At 63.9% G+C, this 21,181-nt stretch carries 19 protein-coding genes and 1 pseudogene; 11 read left to right on the forward strand and 9 right to left on the reverse strand.

The annotated features are described in order from the left end of the window. Positions 1-11 precede the first annotated feature (11 nt). Complete coding sequence (locus QN397_RS21145; RefSeq protein WP_323499225.1) at positions 12-1,712, reverse strand: ShlB/FhaC/HecB family hemolysin secretion/activation protein; 1,701 nt, start codon at positions 1,710-1,712, stop codon at positions 12-14. Then, positions 1,709-3,808 carry a CHAT domain-containing tetratricopeptide repeat protein gene (locus QN397_RS21150; protein ID WP_323499226.1) on the reverse strand — a complete coding sequence of 700 codons (2,100 nt, stop codon included), beginning with the start codon at positions 3,806-3,808 and terminating at the stop codon, positions 1,709-1,711. Before QN397_RS21150 ends, QN397_RS21145 begins: the two co-directional genes overlap by 4 nt. A 417-nt stretch (positions 3,809-4,225) precedes the next feature. Between QN397_RS21150 and QN397_RS21155 the strand changes: the two genes are divergently transcribed. Next, entirely contained in the window at positions 4,226-4,675 is a 450-nt protein-coding gene (locus tag QN397_RS21155; protein ID WP_323499227.1) for a hypothetical protein, read from the forward strand. A 28-nt stretch (positions 4,676-4,703) separates the two neighbouring features. Beyond that, the gene (locus QN397_RS21160; protein WP_323499228.1) at positions 4,704-5,087 is read left to right on the forward strand and encodes a hypothetical protein; all 384 of its coding nucleotides are present in this window, start codon (positions 4,704-4,706) and stop codon (positions 5,085-5,087) included. A 32-nt stretch (positions 5,088-5,119) separates the two neighbouring features. Here QN397_RS21160 and QN397_RS21165 read toward each other — a convergent pair whose 3' ends face one another. Continuing rightward, positions 5,120-7,525 (reverse strand): sensor histidine kinase, encoded by a 2,406-nt coding sequence (locus QN397_RS21165; RefSeq protein ID WP_323499229.1) that lies wholly within the window; start codon positions 7,523-7,525, stop codon positions 5,120-5,122. 74 nt (positions 7,526-7,599) lie between these two features. Continuing rightward, complete coding sequence (locus QN397_RS21170) at positions 7,600-8,448, reverse strand: DNA-binding response regulator (RefSeq protein WP_323499230.1); 849 nt, start codon at positions 8,446-8,448, stop codon at positions 7,600-7,602. Between the two features lie 783 nt (positions 8,449-9,231). Between QN397_RS21170 and QN397_RS21175 the strand changes: the two genes are divergently transcribed. The 5 genes and pseudogenes from QN397_RS21175 to QN397_RS21195 all read left to right on the forward strand — a co-directional run bounded on the left by QN397_RS21175 (position 9,232) and on the right by QN397_RS21195 (position 12,715). Beyond that, positions 9,232-9,471 carry an FHA domain-containing protein gene (locus QN397_RS21175; protein ID WP_323499231.1) on the forward strand — a complete coding sequence of 80 codons (240 nt, stop codon included), beginning with the start codon at positions 9,232-9,234 and terminating at the stop codon, positions 9,469-9,471. A gap of 3 nt (positions 9,472-9,474) precedes the next feature. Further along, the gene (locus QN397_RS21180; protein WP_323499232.1) at positions 9,475-11,964 is read left to right on the forward strand and encodes a response regulator; all 2,490 of its coding nucleotides are present in this window, start codon (positions 9,475-9,477) and stop codon (positions 11,962-11,964) included. Between the two features lie 5 nt (positions 11,965-11,969). Further along, positions 11,970-12,332, forward strand: coding sequence for a response regulator (locus QN397_RS21185; protein ID WP_323499233.1), 363 nt, complete (start codon positions 11,970-11,972; stop codon positions 12,330-12,332). A gap of 7 nt (positions 12,333-12,339) precedes the next feature. Beyond that, a pseudogene (locus QN397_RS21190) lies at positions 12,340-12,474 on the forward strand (DNA-binding response regulator); the annotation flags it as partial. Positions 12,475-12,589: 115 nt separating this feature from the next. Continuing rightward, the gene (locus QN397_RS21195; RefSeq protein WP_323499252.1) at positions 12,590-12,715 is read left to right on the forward strand and encodes a hypothetical protein; all 126 of its coding nucleotides are present in this window, start codon (positions 12,590-12,592) and stop codon (positions 12,713-12,715) included. A gap of 33 nt (positions 12,716-12,748) precedes the next feature. Here QN397_RS21195 and QN397_RS21200 read toward each other — a convergent pair whose 3' ends face one another. Further along, positions 12,749-14,968 (reverse strand): catalase, encoded by a 2,220-nt coding sequence (locus QN397_RS21200; protein ID WP_323501866.1) that lies wholly within the window; start codon positions 14,966-14,968, stop codon positions 12,749-12,751. Positions 14,969-15,029: 61 nt separating this feature from the next. After that, a complete protein-coding gene (locus QN397_RS21205; RefSeq protein WP_323499235.1) occupies positions 15,030-15,176 on the reverse strand; it encodes a hypothetical protein in 147 nt (48 codons plus the stop codon). 259 nt (positions 15,177-15,435) lie between these two features. Here QN397_RS21205 and QN397_RS21210 point away from each other — a divergent pair, with 259 nt between their 5' ends. Further along, positions 15,436-16,254 carry a transglutaminase family protein gene (locus QN397_RS21210; protein ID WP_323499236.1) on the forward strand — a complete coding sequence of 273 codons (819 nt, stop codon included), beginning with the start codon at positions 15,436-15,438 and terminating at the stop codon, positions 16,252-16,254. 44 nt (positions 16,255-16,298) lie between these two features. Here the strand turns inward: QN397_RS21210 and QN397_RS21215 are convergent, their stop codons facing one another. Together QN397_RS21215 and QN397_RS21220 are read right to left on the reverse strand one after the other, a co-directional pair. Next, positions 16,299-17,249, reverse strand: coding sequence for a Ku protein (locus QN397_RS21215; protein ID WP_323499237.1), 951 nt, complete (start codon positions 17,247-17,249; stop codon positions 16,299-16,301). Positions 17,250-17,310: 61 nt separating this feature from the next. Further along, positions 17,311-18,285, reverse strand: a complete 975-nt coding sequence (locus QN397_RS21220; RefSeq protein ID WP_323499238.1) for a succinylglutamate desuccinylase/aspartoacylase domain-containing protein — start codon at positions 18,283-18,285, stop codon at positions 17,311-17,313. Between the two features lie 87 nt (positions 18,286-18,372). Between QN397_RS21220 and QN397_RS21225 the strand changes: the two genes are divergently transcribed. Further along, a complete protein-coding gene (locus QN397_RS21225) occupies positions 18,373-18,651 on the forward strand; it encodes a hypothetical protein (RefSeq protein WP_323499239.1) in 279 nt (92 codons plus the stop codon). Between the two features lie 15 nt (positions 18,652-18,666). On the opposite strand, the gene rpe is transcribed toward QN397_RS21225, so the two are convergent. Beyond that, complete coding sequence (gene rpe / locus QN397_RS21230; RefSeq protein WP_323499240.1) at positions 18,667-19,377, reverse strand: ribulose-phosphate 3-epimerase; 711 nt, start codon at positions 19,375-19,377, stop codon at positions 18,667-18,669. A 41-nt stretch (positions 19,378-19,418) separates the two neighbouring features. Here rpe and apaG point away from each other — a divergent pair, with 41 nt between their 5' ends. Together apaG and QN397_RS21240 are read left to right on the forward strand one after the other, a co-directional pair. After that, positions 19,419-19,814 (forward strand): Co2+/Mg2+ efflux protein ApaG, encoded by a 396-nt coding sequence (gene apaG / locus QN397_RS21235; RefSeq protein ID WP_323499241.1) that lies wholly within the window; start codon positions 19,419-19,421, stop codon positions 19,812-19,814. Positions 19,815-19,899: 85 nt separating this feature from the next. Further along, the gene (locus QN397_RS21240; protein WP_323499242.1) at positions 19,900-21,156 is read left to right on the forward strand and encodes a cation:proton antiporter; all 1,257 of its coding nucleotides are present in this window, start codon (positions 19,900-19,902) and stop codon (positions 21,154-21,156) included. Positions 21,157-21,181: the final 25 nt, after the last annotated feature.

Raw genomic sequence — 21,181 nt, forward strand, 5'->3', positions numbered from 1 at the left:
GAATCGTCCCGTCAAAAACTCTTCTGCGCCTGCACGAACAAGCGCGGATTGCGGCCACCGCCGTCGGACTGTGCAGGACGCGTGCCGTCGCGCCAGGCGAGCGTCGCGTTGATCGCGAAGTTGCCTGAACGCGCCCATGACACGCCGAGGCCATAGCCGCGCAAGCTGATGTTGTTCGGCCCGTCGAAGGCGGTCGGACTGCGCGCGTATTTGCCGCGCGCAGCGTCGTAGAAAGCGAACGGACTGAGCTCGGCGTTGTACGACCAGCGCCATTCGACGGTGCCGATCAGGCCCTGGTCGACCAATGCTTCGGACGACGAATAGGCCCGCACCGCGCGCGCGCCACCGAGCGACAGTTTTTCCGACGCATCCAGGTTCTTGCTAGCGGCTTGACCGCCGACCGACAGGTACAGCGAATGCCGATCGACGATCGATTGCAGGCGCGACAGCTGGAACGTCCCCTTGCTGAAACTGCCCTCGGTATGGCGACCCGCACTGCTCGCGTCGTTTTGCAGGCTGATCTCGTCTTCGATGCGCAGCGAGCCGCGGTACAGCGTGCCCGAGCTGGCCCAGTAGCCGCCGCCCAGCACGTCGTCGCGGCGCTCCCATGTCCAGCCGAGGCCAAGGCCATGCACCTTCTTTTTCGATGTGAAGTCGACGGCGCGCATTTCGTCCGTCAGGTTTTTTGTATCGGCCGTGAGCCGCAAGAAGAGGTTCTGCTGCCGCTGCCGGATCAATGGATAGTTGAGCGCGAAATCGAGCACGTTGGCGGTGCCCCTGGCATCGAGGTCGACGAAGTTTCCGCCCAGCGCATAGGCCACGCGCGACAGCCCGATGCCGGCGCGCAGGCCGCTGGTGCCGATGGGTGCTTCGTACGCGAGACGGCCGAACTGCAACGCATTGCTGTTGGAAACCATCACCCGCAGGTCGAGGTTGTCGCCGATGCCGAAAGGGCTCAGCCAGCGTGCCGTCCCGCCGACCCGGTAGCGGCCCGATTCGAGCGTCCCGTGGTTATCCGCCTCGGCGGTAAAGGCCCAGCGCGGCACAGCCACGACGTCGACCGACAGATCGGTGGTGCCGGTCTGGGTGCCTTCCTGCAAGCCCGACGACACACGGATGCCGGGCTGGTCCGACAGCAGCAGCATCGATCGCTCATAGACCGGTGCATTGACCGCTTCGCCAACCGCGAGCCCGCTCAGGAATCCACGCACACGTGCTTCGCTCATCGGCGCGTCGGCGGCAACGTTGACCTCCACCTTGCCCAACCGCCCTTCGATGATGCTGATCTCCACGATGCCATCACGCACCGCCTGCACCGGCACGATGGCGGTCGCCAAAAAGTAGCCCCGCGCCCGGTACTGCGCGGTGATGGCCTGCGCCAAGGCTTCGAGGTCGCCGAGCGTCACGTCGCGCCCGATGTAGGGCTGCGTCACGCTCTTGAGTTCGTCACTCGACAGCGTCTGCGCGCCATTCAGGCGAAGGTCGTTCAGCCGGAAGGCGGTCACTGTCGGCGTTGGCGCGACGGGCAGTGACTGGCTGTTCGGGTTGGTGGCCGAACCAGTAGACCCAGCCTGTGCCACCGGCCGATCGCACCTGCTGCACGGGTCCTTGGTCGGCAGAAGCGGCAGCACAGCATCGGCAGCGTGCGACAGTTGCGCGTAATGAGCGCCGAAGGCCATCAGCATCGAGATCAGGAGTGGCGAGCGCTTCATGCTCCGGCTCCTCCGACCGTTAGGCGCCAATTGCCGATCAGGTTGAACGGGGCCCAGAAAAATGGATGCGACATGCGCGGGTTCTTCAAGACGGCCAATTGGCCTGCCTGCATGGCAAGCTGCACGTCACGGCCTTTGGAGAGCTCGGTGTAGAGCGTTGTCATCAGCACCTCGGTGGCGTCGTCGGACACCGGCCAGAGCGAGGCGATGAGACTCGATGTGCCGGCCGACAGAAACGACCGCGTGAAGCCGAGCACTTCGTCGCCTTGCGCGATACGGCCCAGGCCCGACTCGCAGGCAGAGAGCGTGACGAGCGCAGTGCCCTGCATCGGCAGTCCCAGGATTTCGTGCGCTTCCAAGAAGTTCTGCTTGCCGTTTTCGTTGGCCAGCAAGATGCGCGAATAGAGCGGATCGATCTGGTCGGCCTCGGCATGTGCCGCGACGTGCATCAGCGGAGAGCGCGATGCGATATCGCGAAACTGCGTCTTGGTGGCGGCCGCGCCGATGTAGAGGTTGTTGCGCGGGAACAGTTGCGCCAGTTGCTTGACCTCGATCTCGGCGCCGGGCAGCTCGTACTTTTCGTCGATGCGTGGATTGCCGAAAGCGGTGAGCGATGCCGATACGCGCGGGCTGCGTTGCGCAAGTTGCACCGCGATGCTCATCGATGGAGAGACCGACACCGGATGCGTCTCGATCACGTAACGACCGTTCAGCCGCAGCGCCTGGAATGGCAGGTAATGCAGCGGCCCATGCGGGACCACGATCAGCCGCTGGCCGTCTTGCAAGTCGAGCGGCCCCAGCAGTTGCGCGCCCAGCTTGTCGGCGGTGGCGATGGCGGTGCGCCGGCCGCGCACGACGGAATTGCGAAACGACTCGACCGCTTCGGTGAGGTCGTCGCGCGAAATGGCGACGCTCTTCTCGGCGATGGCGGTCGGGCTCACCACCCACACCTGCAAACGGTCGGGCAGGGAGTGGAACTGCACCACGCGCTCGTCGGGCCTGAGCGTCTTTTGCAGCGTCGCGAGGTCGACCGTTGCCACAGCTTCGCCCGACACCGCAGCACGGCCGCGCACCGCGTCGAGCAGCGCACGCGAGCGGCTGTGCTCGCTAACTTCGAAGGCCTGCCGTGCATCGCCGACATCGCCGTACAAGCCGATGGCACGCTCGAACACCGACTGCAGATCGGAGAACAAACCCATCTTGAATTCTTCGCTGCGAAAGCGCGAGCGCACTGCGTCCACACCGCCGAGCGCATGGCCGACGGCATCGGCCGCCGCCTGCTTCTGGCCCAGCGCCAGCTCGCTGCGGGCCACGCCGTCCCATGCCCAGAGCTGGTAGTAGCCGGTGTCTGTGCCGACAGTGCGCGTGGTGAGTTGCCGGTACAAATCGCGCGCTTCGGCCGGCTTGTTTTCGGCCAGCAGCAGGCGGGCGCGGGTGCGGTCGAACTGGGCTGCGAGCGACGGCTCCTTGGCAGGCGCGATGGTGCCGATGACTTCGCGCGCGCGCACCGCATCGCCCGACTCGATCAACGCATTGACCAGCGACGACTTGACCAGCGGCATGTAGCGCTCGGAGCTGTTGGCCAGCGCGACGTCGTAGCTGCGCACCGCGCCCGAATAATCGCCGCGGCGCGTCTGCACATCGCCCAACACCTTGTTGGCGGGACCGACCACCAGCTTGGGTTCGCGCGCCGGGTACTTGAGCGCCTCGCGGGCAAAGTCTTCGGCCTTGTCGAGTTGGCCCGAGTAGCTGTAGACGATGGCCAGATCGCGGTTGGCCATCGCGAGCAGGTTGGGGTCTCTGGTGGTGTTGGCCAGGTGCAGCGCCTTGCTGGCGGCCCGCACGCTTTGCCGGAATTCACCGGCCTCGGCGAGCGCGACGGCCTGGCTGCAATATTGATAGCCCGACAGCTTGACGGCATCGTTGGCGTACAGCACGGCGCCGTCGTTGGTGAGCGCGAACAGCGTGTCGGTGTCGGCGAGGCGGGCTTGTTCCTGTTTGCTGGCAGCGGCCTCTGCGTCGAGGACCTGCTGTGCCGATGCGGGTTGCAATGGAGTCAAGGACACCAGGACCACCACGATCGCATTCAATGCCATTTCACGCGCAATCCATCGGCGCGCGATGCATGCCCCACCCACCTTCGAATACCGTTCCATTCGACCCCCACGCGCGGCCCTCAGTTCCGCGCTGGCGGTACTTCGACGCCGCGAAAATGCGCGCCTCTCAGACCTCGTCCGGAAAGTCTAGGGAGGGGTGCACGACCCGCCTATTCGCAAGAAGGTCTAGCGCTTAAGGGCTATGGAGGTGACCTGTCGGACGACGTGGATCGCTTCGCAATGGTTCAGGCATTCAACGCAATTCATCACGGATCGGGCGATCCGCCCCCGAAAGCAAACGTCAATCAATGGTTTCCGCCCGCATTCAAAGGTCGCGCCTTTTCAGGCGGCCAACAATCTGTTCAACCCCCGGTAGCCCTTTTGGTTACTGCGTGCCGACACCTGATGGAGCTGCTCATGAACTGCCTTTTCGCCCCACTTTCGGAAGCCACCACAAAGCCGATGCAGTACCGCTGTGCCGACAACGCGTCCAGGGAAGAAGCCAGCGCGTTGATTCAGGCTGCAGCCCTGGCGTTGCAGGATGCGATGGCCGCTGTGCGGGAGCAGACGGGCTCGCATGCCTTGTCCACCGCCACCACGGCAGGCACCGAGATCACGCGTTCCGAGATGGACGCCATCGAGCTGTGCATGACCTCGGTCGGTGGCCTGCTGGAAATCACCAACGCTTTGGTGCGGCCCACGTCTGTCGCGCCGACGCCGCTGGAGCGGGCGCTGAGCTGGAAGCAGCTGGCCGAAGACGCCAAGGGTGCCGGCCGCGCCGCCTACCGCGCGGTGCTCATCCTGACCGACCCATCGGCCAATGCGCCCGACGCGCAACGTCGGTCGGACGCGAGGTTCGCGCATTGACCGCATGGCGAACTCTGTAGCAAACACAATGAACAACAAGGACTCGATTCATCCGTCGCCTCTCGATGGCTTGGATGTCATTTGCGGTGAAGAGAACATCGGCAGCGTCGAAGCGCTCGATGCAGCGCAGGCGCGCCACGCTTCCAATCTCACGCTGCTGCAACACTGGCGCGCCATTCAAGACGACGGCATCACGGCAACGGCGTTCATCGCGTTCCTCAAGCCGCTCGCCGATCTGGACGGCATCACGGTTTCGCACTTCTACGCGCGCCTGGACCAGGCCGGGGACGATCGCGCCTCGGCGTTGGTGCAAACGGATGGCGAGTCCGGCCAATCGACAACCAAGAACCTGACCTTCGTACTCAACACCGAAGGCGGCATCTCAGTGGAAAGCAACTTCGTCGAGCTGTAGACCCACCGCATCGATCGTCGGCCTCGATCGATTCAGGTAGCGGGCCAGGCAGCGCGCTCGGGCAGCGACGGTGTCGCCATGCGCTGAATGCGATCGAAATCGAGTGCCGACAAGGCAGCGCGCACGGCGGCGACAAACCCGCTGCATTCCGGTTGTGCCATCAGCGTTTGCGCCAGCCAATCGTCGATCGCACTCCACTGGCCGTCGCCTGCCAGGCGATGCAGCCGTGCCAGCGCATCGGCGGTCGGAAAATCACCGGGCTCGCCGATCGGCATGGGCGATGCAGTGGGCGCAACCGGCGCTGCGGGCGCGCTGGGACTCGCCGGTGTAGCAGCCGGCAAAGGCTCGGCCTCCGGCACCAGCAACTCGAATCTGAAACGACACCCACGTCCCGCGTCGCACCGCAGCGACAGCTCGCCGCCCATGCGTTGCACGATGCGCTGCGCGATGAAGAGTCCGAGTCCGAGACTGCTTTGCCCGGCAGCGCCACCGCTGCCAGGAACCCCCGGTGCGCCGTCGACCGGTTGGGCCTGCTCGAAGCTGTCGGCGGCCCGAGCGAGGTCTTCGGCTTCGACCCCCGTTCCGGTGTCGGTCACTTCGAAACTCAATCGCCAGGCGCCGTCGCCACCGTCGCCTCCCTCGGTTTCGCGCCGCGAGCCGACGCGCAGGCTGATGCAGCCATCGCGCGCGAACGTTCCGGCGTTGGCCAGCAAGTGAAGCAGCACCTGTTGCAACCGCGCTGCATCGATCAGCACCCAGCGCGGTCCGGCCGGGTCGGGCACGAAAATGAACGCGTTGCGCTGCTGCGCTGCGAAGCTCGCCGCGTGCTGCGTGACGGCATCCAGCAGGCCGGCCAGGTCGACCGCAGTCGGATTCAACGTGAGCTGGTCGCGCTCGCCGCGCGCATGTTCGAGCAGCTCGTCGATCAGCGTGAGCTGGTAGGTCGCCTCGCGCTCGATGGTGTCCAGGTGGCTCTCGCGGCCGACGCGGGACGACGGTTCGTCGTACCGCATGAGACGTGCATAGCCGACGATGGTGGCAAGCGGCGCACGCAGGTCGTGGCCGATGAAAGACATGATGCGGACCTGCTTCTGGTAGTTGCTTTCGGCTGCGGCCAGCGCGGTGTTGAGGGCCCGCGTCTGACGCGCCACAGCACGGCGCAGACGATGGTGCTGGCGGCTCAAGAGGTCGATCATCCTTTGCTGGATCTGCTGACGCTGTTGTGAGGTCTGGTAGGCCCACACCGCCAGCGCGACCAGCGCGGCGACAGCGGTCGTGAACCCCGTCGCGTAGTTGCGAACGCCTGCCAGCATGGGCGGCAGCGCGCCCTGCAGTCCCACGGTGCGAATGCCCACGCTCAGCAGCGCGAACAAGATGGCGCAGAGCAGCAGCTTGTGGTGGCCGCCTTCGCGACGCACGTACAGGTAGCCCGCAACGATGAGGCTGCCGACGATGAGCAACGACACGCCGAGGTTGATCTGGGTGAAGACGTAGTAGTTGCCGACGAGCATGCCCACGCACACCGCGCACTGCACTCCAGCCAGCGCAATGAAGTAGCCACGCCCCCCCGTGGGCCGGGTTCGCAATCGAAGCGTCAGGCTGTGCAGATAGAACATCAGCACCAGCACGCATGCGCCTCCCAGGACGCCGGGCGCACGCGAAGCCCATACGGGGCTTTCCGGCCAAAGATAGAAGCGCGTCAAGCCGCGGAACGACCCCTCATACAGGGCGAGGATCGCGAAACCGGCGCACTGCCAGCCCATCGTCCCGCTGCGCGACAGCAGCCAGAGCACGAGCGAATACGCGGCCATCATCAGCAGGCCGCCGATGAGCGCACCGTCCTTCAACGCATCGCGCGTTTCACGGTCGAGCCAGGCATCGGCCGGATAGAGCCAGGGCTGGATCTGCATGCTCGATGCACTGGCAATTCGCACCAGCACTTCGGCGCGCTGGCCCGGGTCGAGGTTGATCGGCAGCAGAGGCTCGCGCCGCGCGGGCTCCTGCTCGCTGACCCTGACCGCGGTGCCGGCGCGACTGTGCTGCCAGCCGGCGGGCTCCGCGCCAGGGATGTTCCAGTAGAAATCGACGTACTGCAGTCGAGGTGAACGCAGCAACAGTCGCAAGCGTTGCTCGCTGCCGGCGTCGTTGGCGATGCGCAGGCGCAGCCACCAGGCCGACTGCGAGAAGCCTGGCTGGAGCAGGCTCGTCGTGGCCGGAACGAAGTGCGACGAAGCGCCCGAGACCGCGGCCGGCTGCAAGGGGTCTGCCTTGGCCAGTACGTCCTCCAAAGAGAGCCTGCTAGTGGCGTCTTCGAGTATCTGGATGCGGCTGGTGAGCGACATCGGCCAGTGGGCATCCGCGGCCTGCACTGTATCGGGGGATGGCGTTGCCACGCTTGCAGCGATTGCGGTGTTGGCCGCTGCGAACGTAGAAAGCATCGACAGCGCCGACAACGCAGATAACAAAGCCAGCGCAGCGAGGCTGCAGGCTTCGATCCGCGACGACGCCAGCCTCAAGACGGCCTTTGCCGCGATGCCAGCTGGGCCCGGTATTCGCTCGGCGATGTACCCAGTCCGGCCTTGAATGCGGTGGCGAAGTTGGCGGCACTCGAGAAGCCCGCCTCCGCAGCGATGTCGGCAATACCAAGCGGCGTTTGCGTGAGCAGTCGCCGCGCCAGGCCGAGCCGCTGTTCGCGCACGAACTCGAACACCGACATGCCGGTCTGTTGGCGGAACGCCTTGGTCAGCCGCTTCTCGTGCGTGCCCACACGGCGTGCAATTTCAGCGAGCGTGGGCATGCTGGCCAGGTTGGATTCGACCTGGCGCAGGGCGGCTTGCACCAGCACATGGTCGGGCTGCTGGTCGGTGTCTGCTGCGGCAGCGGTGCTCGCCTCCGTAACTCCGGTACCTCCGGTAACTCCGGCAACTCCTGCAATTCCAGCCCGTTCCGCCACAGAGGGCGCGGGGAGCGCTGGGCGCAGATGCGTACGAATGCGTGCCAGCACTTCGGCCGGCTCGAAAGGCTTCAGCACGTAGTCGACAGCGCCTTCGCGCAGTCCGGTCAGCCTCTCCTCGAGGCCGCCGGAACTCGTCAGAAAAATCACCGGAATGTGCGCTGTGAGCGGATCGGCCTTGAGCAGCCGACAGGCTGCAAAGCCGTCGGTGCGGTCCATGCGGACGTCCATCAGGATGAGGTCGGGCGCTTGTGCGACGGCGCGACCGTAGCCCTGCATTCCGTCGAAAGCAACAATGATTTCGAAGCACGCACCGCGCAGCACTTCCAGCAGCAATTTGAGTTGCTCCGGACTGTCGTCGACTACCAACAGGCGCGCGACGTAGGGCTCTACAGACTTCATCGTCATGTCTGTCGCTCATTCGACTTCGAACTCAAAAACATCGACATCGCAGTCTCGAATTTCAAATAAATCAGCTATTTTGAACTGTCATTTAAGCGCCAACTGTGCGGTAGCGTACAAATGCCGATTTAAACTCAGCCACCTTAGTTCCTCCCAAAAATACAATTGGCTGGTTTACCCTTATTGCGGCACTGGAATGCGATTTCCCGGAATCACCGGTCGAATCAGCGGCCTGCAGCCGTGTCGCCCCCGGCCGGCTCGTGTGCCAAACAGATTTAAGGTGAATTACAAACCGACTTGCGCAAGCCTGTGCGAAACAGCCCGCGGCGCTCTCTGAAATTCAGGATTGACGATCAAAAGCGCTTTTGTTGAACACGGCCTATCTGTTTCACTAGTTTCAGTTTTGCAACTGTTGTTTCCAATACAAAGCATGACCAAGGCAATTTCTCGCGGTGTATTTGCACAGTGTTCTGGGATGCGAGGCCGATATAGACGGCGTCTCGAACTACATTATTAGGATGGGCAAGTTCTAGACTACAAGGAGTTGAGTGATTCTATTGCTGTATTTTTATCTTCAATGCGAGAACTTTAGTCCCAATAAATTTTCGTATCGACGTCGAAAATACAAAAGAGTTTTGCGACTTGCAATGTTGTACAGGGGAACTGAATTTGGATAATTCTTGAGGAAGTCCCGACACGGTTTTTTCCTTCGACTGCAGATGACCGTATGTTTGCCGCAGCCGTTGGAGCCGTCTCGCACCTCACCAAACGTGTAGATCGGAACGACCCATGCCCAGACTGATTCAACTCAACGGTTCAAGTGCCAGAGAGAGGTTGGTGCCGCAAACGCCGATGACGAAGATCGGACGCGCCGAAACCAACGATGTCACCCTGGACAACGAACGGGCGAGTCGGTTCCGCGCCGCCGCATTCACCCACGGCAAGGCAGTCGCGATTGCAGACCTGAACAAGTCGCACGCGTCGGACAAGTCGCACACGTCGGACAGATCCGAAACGCGGTTCACCTGAATCATGGACACCGCTGAAACATCAGGCCCGGAAGGCATCGTCGAATTTCGGCGGCGAGAGACGCTCATCAAGGCCGGCGCGCTGCAAGACGCCATCTTCAACAGCGCCAACTTTTCAAGCATTGCGACCGACGCCCGCGGCGTCATCCAGATTTTCAACGTCGGTGCAGAACGCATGCTCGGCTACACCGCCGCCGAAACGGTCGACACCATCACGCCGGCCGACATCTCCGACCCGCAGGAAGTGATCGCGCGGGCTGCAGCGTTGAGCCTCGAACTCGGCACCCAGATCACGCCGGGCTTCGAGGCGCTGGTGTTCAAGGCATCGCGCGGAATCGAAGACATCTACGAGCTGACCTACATCCGCAAGGACGGCAGTCGCTTCCCGGCGATCGTCTCTGTCACAGCACTGCGCGATGCGCACGACACCATCATCGGCTATCTGCTCATCGGGACTGACAACACGGCGCGGATGCAAGTGGAAGCCGCCAAGGCACAGCTCGACCAACGCTTACGCGATCAGCAGTTCTACACGCGATCGCTGATCGAATCGAACATCGACGCGCTGATGATGACCGACCCGCGCGGCATCATTTCCGACGTCAACCAGCAAATGATGGCGCTCACCGGTCTGGCGCGTGACGAGCTGATCGGCGCACCGTGCCGCAACTTCTTCACCGATCCGGACCGCGCCGATGCCGCCATCGAGCGCGTGCTCACGGAGAACCGGGTGAGCGACTACGAGCTCACGGTGCGCGCCCGCAACGGCGTCGAGACAGTGGTGTCGTACAACGCCGCCACCTTCCACAATCGGGAGGGCGAACTGCAAGGCGTGATTGCGGCGGCGCGCGATGTGACCGAGCGCCGCCGCTTCGAGCGCGCGCTCGAAGAAACTAACCTGCAGCTGGAACATGCGAGCCGCATGAAGTCAGAGTTTCTGGCGACCATGTCGCACGAGCTGCGCACGCCGCTCAACGCCATCATCGGTTTCTCCGAAGCGCTTAAAGACGGCCTGATGGGTTCCATGAGCGATACGCAAACGGGGTACATCGGCGATATTTTTACCAGCGGGCTGCACCTGCTCTCGCTCATCAACGACATCCTCGACCTGTCCAAGGTCGAGGCCGGGATGATGAGCCTGGAGATGGAAACGGTTGACCTCGCGCGCCTCCTGAAGGACAGCCTGTCGATCGTCAAGGACAAGGCGGCAGCCCAGCACATCCGTCTCGACCTCGAAACCGGCGAAGGCATCGGACTGTCGCGGCTCGACATGCGAAAGACCAAGCAGATCGTCTACAACCTGTTGTCGAACGCGGTCAAGTTCAGTGGAGACGGGGGCCGCGTGGTGCTGAGCGTGCAGCGCGTGTCGCGTGCCAGCGTCGGCACCCTGCCCGGTACATGGCCGGTGCAAAGCTTCCCTCTGGCCGACAGCGAGCACGACGATTTTCTAGAGATCCGGGTGAGCGACGCGGGCATCGGGATCTCGCGGGAGAACATGGCGCGGCTGTTTCAGGCTTTCAGCCAGATCGACAGCAGTCTGGCGCGCAAGTTCGCCGGCACGGGTCTGGGCTTGGCGATGGTCAAGCAACTGGCCGAATTGCATGCTGGCACTGTCGCGGTGTCGAGCGCCGAGGGCCAAGGCGCCTGCTTTGCGGTCTGGCTACCGCTGCTCGCCACGCCGCCGTTGGCCCATGTGATGGCGACCACCAATGGCAACGCACACCCGGCGGCGGCCATTCGCAGCGAACGCATGGCGCTGGTGGTCGAAGACAACGACAAGGCGGCCGACCTGGTGCGCCTGTTGCTGGAGGCCGAAGGCTTCACCGTGCTGCATGCCGCAAGCGCCGAAGCCGCGCTCGTCATGGCGCCAATGCAGACACTCAGCCTGGTCACGCTCGACCTTGAGCTGCCGGGCATGGATGGCTGGGAGTTCCTGTTGAAGATGCGCGAAAGCGCCGACCTCGCGCATCTGCCGGTGGTGATCATCGCCGGCGTGGCCGACAGCAACGTGGCGCTGAGCCGCGGCGCGGTCGCCGCCATGCAGAAACCGATCAGCCGGGCCGACCTGAAGGCAACGCTGGCGAGCCTCGGGCTGCAACCAGGTGCGAGCCGAACGCGCACCGTGCTCGTCGTGGACGACGACCCGAACGCGGTCGATGTCATCGCCGCCTTCTTACCGACGCCGGCGTATGCAGTGCTTCGCGCCTATGGCGGCGATGACGCCATCGCACTGGCGCAACGTGTGAAGCCCGACATCATCCTGCTCGACCTCACCATCCCGGAAACCAACGGCATGGACGTCGTGGACGTGCTGTCTCGCAACCCCGATACCGCCGACATCCCGATCGTGGTGGTGACCGCCAGCCCCATTTCCACCGAGCATCGTGCCGCGCTCGACAGCTATCCGGGCAAAGCCTTGCGTGTCATCGAGAAGCTCGAATTCGGCCACGACCGCTTCGTCGACGAAGTGCGTCGCGTTCTGCCGAAGGATTGAACAGCATGGCCTGCATCCTGATCATCGAAGACAACCCGGCGAACATGAAGCTGACCTGCCTGCTGCTAGGCAACGCCGGCCACAGGTTGCTGTGCGCGGCCGATGCCGAAGTGGGTTTGATGATGGCGCGCGATGCGCAGCCCGACCTGATCCTCATGGACATCCAGTTGCCCGGCATGGACGGCCTGGCAGCCACGGCGCTGCTCAAGCGCGCGCCGGCGACGGCGGCGATTCCGGTCATCGCATTGACCGCCATGGCCATGAAGGACGACCAGGCGAAGGCGGAAGCCGCCGGCTGCGATGCGTACATCGCCAAGCCCTTGCGTTACCAGGAATTGCATGCGGCCATCAACAAGTTATTGGCATGAGATGCATATGAATACATCCGACGCCACCGTGCTGATCGTCGACGACCGCGTGGCCAACCGCCGGTTGCTCGAAGCGCTGCTCGCGCCCGAGGGTTACGCCACTCTCAGTGCAGCCGATGGACCCGAGGCACTGGCGCTGGCCGCGCAACATACGCCCGACGTGGTGTTGCTCGATGTGCGAATGCCCGGCATGAACGGTCACGCGCGCGCGGGCGCTGAAGGCATCGGACGAGACCCGACACATCCCGATCATCCTGATCAGTGCAGAGGTCGACGCCGCCGAGCGTCAGGCAGGCCTCGACGCGGGCGCGGACGACTTTATGACGAAGCCGATCGCGCGCGCCGAGTTGTGGTCTCGCGTTCGGGCCAGCCTGGCGCGCTGACTGGCCAGCCTGGCCCAGCGCGTGCTGCCGTCCTCAGGCAGGCACAGCGTCGATGTCGGCGCGATCCCAGTGCCGGTGCTTGGCCATTGCCGCAATGAAATCGCGCGCCACCTGCTGTGCTGCGGTGAGGTCGCCCATGTTGGTCGCCGGGGTCGCGGCAATCACTACACCGGACGGAACCGCGGCGCCGCCGCTCTTGGCATCCCCCTTGCCCGCATCGAGACTCAGCGTCGACAGCAGCGCCACCCCCTCGCCCACCGCGCAGATCGCCTTGCAATGCTTGAACGCTTCAAGCACGAAGTGCACTGCATCGCCACTGCGCGACAAAGCCTGGGCGCTGTCCTTGCCCGCCGGCACGAGCACCGCGTCGAACATGATCGACGGCATGTTGGTGAACGTTGCGTCGATGTCGATCTGACGTTTGCTGCTGCTGGTCACGGTGCCGAGCCTCAAACCGATGACCTTGCACTGCGCGCCCGCTGCTTCGATGGCTTCCCGGATCGGCTTCAATGAGGCGGAGTCGACGCCATCGGCCACCAGGATCGCCACCTTGCGCGTCTTGATCGAGCCGTCGCCGCTGCCAACCATGCTGAGTGCCGGCGATTCCGAAATGGGCAGCCTGATCTGGTGGTCGCGAAAGCCCGAACGCCCGGCCGCGGCCTTGGCATCGGGCACCCCGATGCCAAGCGGCTCGGCTACACGGCGCGCCAACTTCTCGTCGACATGCGCCAGGTTGTCGACCATGCGCTGTCGAATGGCGGGCACGTCGAGCTTCGACAGCTCGAAGCGAAAGGCCGCGACGATGTGCTCTTTCTCGGCCGTGCTCTGGCTGTTGAAGAACAGGCGAGCTTGCGTGAAGTGATCGTCGAATGACGGGCTTCGACGCCGAATCTTGGGCGGCTCCAACTCGTCGGGGAAGGAGTGAAATCCCTTGTCGCTGCCGTCGACCCTGAATTCCGATCCGTTGCCGAGCGTGTTCGGCTCGTAAGCAACCTGACCGCGTGCGATGGTCTGGCGGTGCATGCCGTCGCGCTGAAAGTTGTGGAACGGGCATACGCCCCTGTTGATCGGCAGCTCGTGAAAGTTAGCGCCTCCTAGCCGCGAGATCTGCGTGTCGGTGTACGAGAACAACCGGCCTTGCAACAACGGATCGTTCGAGAAATCGATACCAGGCACCACATGACCGGGGTGAAACGCGACCTGCTCGGTCTCGGCGAAGAAATTGTCCGGATTGCGGTTGAGCACCATCTTGCCGATGCGCTGGACCGGAATCATCTCTTCCGGGATGAGCTTGGTCGGGTCGAGCAAGTCGAAGCCGAGCGAATGCTCCTTGTTTGGCGGAATGAGCTGCACGCCCAGCTCCCATTCCGGAAAGTCGCCCTTGTCGATCGCTTCCCACAGGTCGCGGCGATGAAAGTCGGCGTCCTTGCCGGCGATCTTTTGCGCTTCGTCCCAGGCGAGGCCATGAATGCCGAGCTTCGGCTTCCAGTGGAACTTGACGAAGTGGCTCTCGCCGCGGCTGTTGATAAAGCGAAACGTATGAACGCCGAAGCCTTCCATCATGCGCAGGCTGCGCGGAATGGCGCGATCGCTCATGGCCCACATCAGCATGTGGGTGGACTCCGGCATCAACGAAGCAAAGTCCCAAAAAGTATCGTGCGCGCTGGCCGCCTGCGGCATCGCGTGATGCGGCTCGGGCTTCACTGCGTGGATCAGGTCGGGAAACTTCATCGCGTCCTGAATGAAGAACACCGGGATGTTGTTCCCGACGAGGTCGTAGTTGCCCTGCTGCGTGTAGAACTTGACCGCAAATCCGCGCACGTCGCGCACCGTATCGGCCGAGCCGCGCTCGCCCGCCACGGTCGAAAAACGCACGAAAACGGGCGTCTTGACCGACGGGTCTTGCAGGAAGTCGGCACTGGTGAACTGCGACATCGACTTGTAGACCTGAAAGTAGCCATGTGCCGCGGAACCCCTGGCGTGGACGGCGCGTTCCGGAATGCGCTCGTGGTCGAAGTGGGTGATCTTTTCTCGAAGGATGAAGTCTTCGAGCAGCGTAGGCCCGCGCAAACCCGCTTTCAACGAGTTGTGGTTGTCAGGGATTTGCAGGCCTTGATTCGTCGTCAGCTCCGGCGCACTGTCGGTCGTGTAGCCGGCCAGTTGTTCTTGCTTGGCGCTGGCACCGGCATTGGCGGCAGCTTTGGCTGAAGGCTTGGGCCGACGGCCTGCGGCTCCCTTGTTCTGGGGCGTCATTGAAATCCTTCGGGGACCGAAATCCAGGTGCATGTGGCACCGGGAAACAAATTAGAAAAAGCTAGCCGGCTTCGGCATCCAGGAACATGTCGAGCGCATTGACCAACGCCAGCAAAGCGACCAACGCAGAGACGATCGCAACGCCCCAAACCAGCGCGTCATCGACCGATGCGCTACTCAACACACCCCACAACGACGACAGCCCCATGATCAGCTCCTGTTGATGGCATGAAATTTACGTTTCACACGCTCCGTTACCCGTAGTGAGCACGCGTGCGCCGGTGTGGGAGTTGCGAGGGAAGCAAGGTAGGACCGTGCCGACCATTCCGCGCTGGCACCTACGCGCGAACCGGCCACGGCCCACGCGGGGTGACTTTGGTGCCCGATAGGATGCTCGCAACCTGCAGATGGACTGCAGGCATCAAAACTGCTTTGCTTCCAGCTCCTGTCCTCAGAGAAACGCCAACATGCTCATCAAAATCGGTTTCGACATCGAACTCGGCGTTGCCGCTCCCACGGCGTTGATCTACATGCTGCAGGTGCATCCGTCACGTGCCGCCGACATCCCGGCCGGCGAGAACATCACCATCAGCCCGCCCCTGGTGACCGACCATTACCAGGACGTTTTCGAAAACCATTGCGCCCGCGTCCATGTTCCGTTTGGCGTCAGCAGCGTGCGTTTGCGCAACGAAGCGGTGGTGTTCGACAGCGGCTGGGCCGACCCGGTCGACTACGGCGCCATCGCGCATGCGCCGTCCGACCTTCCGGTATCGACGCTGCCCTTCGTGCTGCCGAGCCGCTATTGCGAGGTCGACAGCGAGCTGCTTCAGTTCGCCTGGGCCAACTTCGGCAACGTTGCGCCGGGCTGGCACCGTGTGCAGGCGATTTGCGATTTCGTGCACCGCCATCTGCGCTTCGACTACCAGCGCGCCCGCGCCACGCGCACCGCGCTCGAAGGCTTTCGCGAGGGCGTCGGCGTCTGCCGAGACTTCACACACCTGGCGATCACGCTGTGCCGCTGCATGAACATTCCGGCGCGCTACGTAACCGGTTACCTCGGCGACATCGGCATTCCGGCAGTGCCGTATCCGATGGACTTCAGCGCCTGGTTCGAGGTGTACCTGGGCAACCGCTGGCACACCTTCGATGCGCGGCACAACACGCCGCGCATCGGGCGCATTGTGATCGCGCGCGGTCGCGATGCGGCGGACGTGCCGATCAGCATGGTGTTCGGGGCGAACACGCTTCAGCGGTTCGAAGTGACGACGGACGAGATCGTCCAGTAGCCCCCGAGCGATCTCAGGCGGCGCTCGGGCGCCTCTTGAAAGGCTCAGGCGGCGCGGCGCCGAGATGTCTTCGCCGCTGCCGGCGCGGCCTTTTTTGTAGCCGGCTTGGTAACCGGCTTTTTGGTCGCTGCCTCGGCCCCGCCGGACAAGGGCGCATCCTGAGCTGCCCTGGCGCCGCCCTTGCGCAGGCTGCGCTGCAGCAATTCGGTCAGGTCGATGATCTTGGCGCTGCTTCCCGCATCCGCTGCCTCCATCGGCTGCAGCTTTTCGACCGCTTCGGTCTGTCCGGCTTCGACCTTGCGATCGACCAGCTTCATGATCGCGTCCTTGAACGAGTTCTTGAAAGCGTCCGGGTCCCAGTCGGAACTCATGTCTTCGACCAGCGCTTTCGCCATCTTGAGTTCGCTGTCCGAAAGGCCCGCCTGCTTCGCGCCTTCGGCCGGCAGCGGCAGGTCTTTCCAGGAGCGGATGTCGGTGCCCCAGCGCAGCAGGTTCAGCACCAGCCCGGCGCCCGACGGCACCAGCGCTGCCAGATGTTCCTTGGTCTGGATCACGACGCGCGCCACCCCGATGCGGCCGCTGCGTTGCAGGGTTTCGCGCAACAGCGCATAGACCTTGGCGCCGCGGTTGATGGGAGCCACGTAATACGGCCGCTCCAGGTAGACGAACGGAATGCCGGCGGCCGGGACGAAGGTCTCGATCTCGATGGTCTGCGTGGTCTTGGGGTAGGCGGCCGAAATCTCGGCATCGCTCAATACGACGTACTGGCCGTCTTCGTATTCGATGCCCTTGACGATCTGCTCACGGTCGATTTCCTTGCCGGTTTTCTTGTTGATGCGCTTGTAGCCAACCGGGTCCATCGTGCGCTTGTCGAGCCAGTCGAAGTCGATGCCGCTGTCGGTGGTCGCGGAGTACAGCGCGACCGGGATGTGAACGAGGCCGAAGCTGATGGCGCCTTTCCAGAGAACGCGCGGGGCAGGTTTCGAATCGGGCATTTGAGAATCCTCCATCCCTTGACAGTAGGCGCACCGCAGCATCACACCTGTAGGAACGAAGCTAAAGCACCCGATCGCTCTCGACCGCGAAGTAGAACCACTCGGTACCCGGCAGCGCCTCGGCATTCGGGAACACGATGAAGCCATCGCGCTCGGCGTACAGCATGGCGCCGTCTTCGCGCACGCCGATCGGCTCGCCCTGCGCCACCGCGTCGAAGGTCGCCCATTCGCGAACGAACTGGTCTTCTTCGTGAGTGCGGTCGGTCACGCTGACCAGGCGAAGCAGGGCCGGCCGGTACGGCTGCGTCGGCGCGCCTTCAGCGTGTTCGATCATCCCTAGCGCTCGCAACGCCGACACGATCGCGCGGTACGCGACATCGGGTGCAGCCGGATCGCGGTGCTGTCCGCATTCGAGCGTGACGCCGTAGCCGCCCTGGCTGCGCATGTACTCGTTGGTGCCCCAGCCGAACGCCAGCGCGGCATCGTCGACCGGCGCGCCACCCGGCAAACTTGCGCGGTGCGCCAGGCCGGCGGCGTAGATGTCGAGCCAGCCTTCGACCACGCGCGAGGTCCCGATGTGCAATGCCAGTTGCCCCTCTTCGAACGCCCGCGAAAACGGCTCCAGCCCGCCGTGGTTGTCGCGCGGACCGATCATCGCGAACGCATCGCCCGCGCTCTGAAACGAATGCAGGTCGAGCAGCACGTCGTGCCGGTCGAGCAAAGGGCAAAGCAGGTTGGTGATGAGCGCTTCGTAGTCGGCCGGTGCGGTGCTCGGCTGGAACAACCGGTTGAGATTGCGCTCTCCTTCGCGCCGCTGCCGTTGTCGCGCCAGAGGATTGGCCACCGGCACCAAGGTGAGCGTGCCGCGCAGCAAGGTGAACGTGCCGCCGTCCAGTTCGGCCAGCACCCGTTTGATGCCGACGGTGCCGCAGATTTCGTCGCCGTGCACGCCGCCGAGCACGATCAGCCGGGGGCCGCGGGCGGTCGATTCGAAGCTGTGGATTCGCAGCGGCACAACAGCATGGATCGATGTCATCGAACGATCCTACAGCGACCGGCAGGACGGTCCTACCGGGGACAGGCGAACATCATGCGATAGAGAGATCTTCACAGGAGCAGCGTCATGGCAAGCAAAAAACCGTCCCAGCCCGCAATCGATTCGGTACAGCCCGGACCGGTGGACGATGCCGAAAGCGGCAAGACCAAGGTTCAGCAGGGTGGCAATTCGGCGCCCAAATTGCCACACGAACGCGACCAATCCTCAGACAGTCAGGAAACTGCGGATGGCGCGCCGCCACGCGTCGGCAAGCAAGGTCACGCAGACCTGGAACGAGGCTTGGTCGACACCGGCACCAGCCCAGTCACCGACAAGGTCTACAACGAAAAGGTCAGCAAGCGCTGATCCCGCGCAGGGGGATCAGTCGCGGGCCGGGGCGGCGCCGGCAAGTTCGGCACGCATCGCAGAGATAACGGACGCATAGTCGGGCTGGGTGAAGATGGCACTGCCCGCGACGAACGTATCGGCCCCGGCGCTCGCCACGCGGGCGATGTTGTCGACCTTGATGCCGCCGTCGACTTCGAGCCGGATGTCGCGCCCGCTCTGCTCGATGCGCTTGCGGGCGTCCTCGATTTTTCGCAGCGTGGTGTCGATGAAGGTCTGCCCGCCGAAGCCCGGGTTGACGCTCATGATCAGGATCAGGTCGATGTCGTCGATGACCCAATTCAGCACCTCCAGCCCGCGCGCCGGATTGAACACCAGCCCCGCTTTGCAGCCGGCCGCCTTGATCGCCTGAATGCTGCGGTGTGTGTGCGGCGACGCGTCGGGATGAAAGCTGATGAAGTCCGCGCCAGCCTCGGCGAACGATGCAGCCAGCGCGTCGACCGGCTCGACCATCAGATGGACATCGATCGGTACCGCAACGCCGGCGGCGGTTTTGGCGTGCGGCTTGAGCGCGTGGCAAATCATCGGGCCGAAGGTCAGGTTCGGCACGTAATGGTTGTCCATGACGTCGAAGTGAATCCAGTCGGCACCGCCGGCGATGACCTGCGCCACTTCGGCGCCAAGGCGCGAAAAATCGGCGGACAGGATGGAGGGTGAGATGCGGAATTGGCGGGCGGTGGTGCTCATTCTCCAATTGTCGCAAAGCAGGCTGCGGGTACCATCGCCGCATGTCCGACAGCACGATGACCGTCAAGGTCGAGCCCCGTTTTCTGCCCGAGCAATCGTCGGCGGAAGACCACGTCTATACCTTCGCCTATACGGTAACGGTGACCAACACCGGGGAGGTGCCGGCCCAGCTCATCGCCCGCCACTGGCTCATCAACGACGCTTCGGGTCACGCGCAGGAGGTCAAGGGACTCGGTGTCATCGGCCAGCAGCCGCTGCTCGCAGCCGGCGAGTCGTTCCGCTACACCAGTGGTTGCCGGTTGCAGGCGCCCAGCGGCACCATGCACGGCAGCTTCTTCGTGGTGAACGAAGCCGGCGACCGCTTCGACGTACCCATCCCGATGTTCGTGCTCGAAGCCAATTCGGACGGTCGGCCCAGCACCCGCGTGCTGCATTGACGCGTGTGGCGGTGTCGCCGCAACCCCGCCGGATGAAGTTTCTCCGATGATGTCTTTCTTCTCTTCGCTCCCGTCTTTCACGGTCATGACCAACGAGCTCATGGCGTTTTGGGCGGAATGGGCGCGGCCGACCGCCGGCCTGCCGATCGTGCTGTGGTCCTTGCTGCTGGCGGTGGCCGCGGCCGCCGGGCACCTGGTGCAGCGCTACATGGGCATGCCCAAGGTGGTCGGCTATTCGATCGTCGGCACCATCGTCGGCTTTGCCGGTTTCGAAGGTGCGCTCTGGCCGCTGCAGGGCATCAGCCTGTACCTGCTGGAGCTCGGCGTGGCGATCGTGCTGTTCGAGGCGGGCGGTCGCCTGCCGCTGCGCTGGTTTCGCTACAACCCGATGGTGCTGCTGCAAAGCATCCTCGAAGCCTCGCTGACGTACTTCGGCGTGTTCTGGGCGTTGCACTGGCTTGGTATTCCGGACCCGGTCGCCAACCCGATCGCGCTGATGGCGATCGTCGCCTCGCCCGCAGTGCTGAGCCGCGTGCTGATGGACACCCGCGCTTCCGGCCCGGTGACCGATCGGGCGATGACACTGGCCACGCTCAACACCTTCTATGCGCTGGCGCTGGGCTATGCGCAGGCGGGCCTGATCGAGCGAGCGCCGCAGGGGCTGGTGCAAAAGCTCTACCCGGTGGGCGTGGTGCTGGGCCTGTCGTTCGTGGTCGGTGCGGTCATGGCGCTGGCCTTGCGATCGGCCCTGCGCTTCATGAGCCCGACCAGCGAGAACACCTCGATCCTGCTGCTGGCCATCATCGCGGCCGGTGCGGCCCTCACGGCGCACGTCGGTGGCTCGGCACCGCTGGCCGCGCTCATCGGCGGCGTGCTGTTGAAGCAACTCAATCCCAAGCCGTGGGCGTGGCCGCGCCAGCTCGGCACCGCAGCGTCGTTGTTGACGATGCTCATGTTCGTGCTGGTGTCGATCGTCGCCGCCCAGGCGGACTGGAGCCTGCCGGTCGCGAGCGTGGTGCTCACCGTCATCAGCGTGCGCTTCGCAGCCAAGATCGCCGGCGTCGCCATTGCCAACCCGGGCAGCGGCGCGAGCTGGAAGCAGGCGCTTTGGGTCGGCTGCGCAATGTCGCCGCTGTCGTCGATCGCGCTGTTGATCGCGTCGGGCTTCGTCACTGCATCGCCGTTGCTGGGCGCGATGATCACGCAGGTCGCGCTGCCCGCCATCCTGCTGATGGAAGTGCTGGGTGCCGTGCTCGCGACCATCGCGATTCACAGCGCCGGCGAAAGCTCGCTGCCCTGGACGCCCGAGGCGTTCATGACCGCAGAGGAGACGCAACGATGAGCATCAATTTGAACCGCGGTCCGTT

The sequence above is a fragment of the Variovorax sp. RTB1 genome (assembly GCF_035018765.1).
Taxonomy (GTDB): domain Bacteria; phylum Pseudomonadota; class Gammaproteobacteria; order Burkholderiales; family Burkholderiaceae_C; genus Variovorax.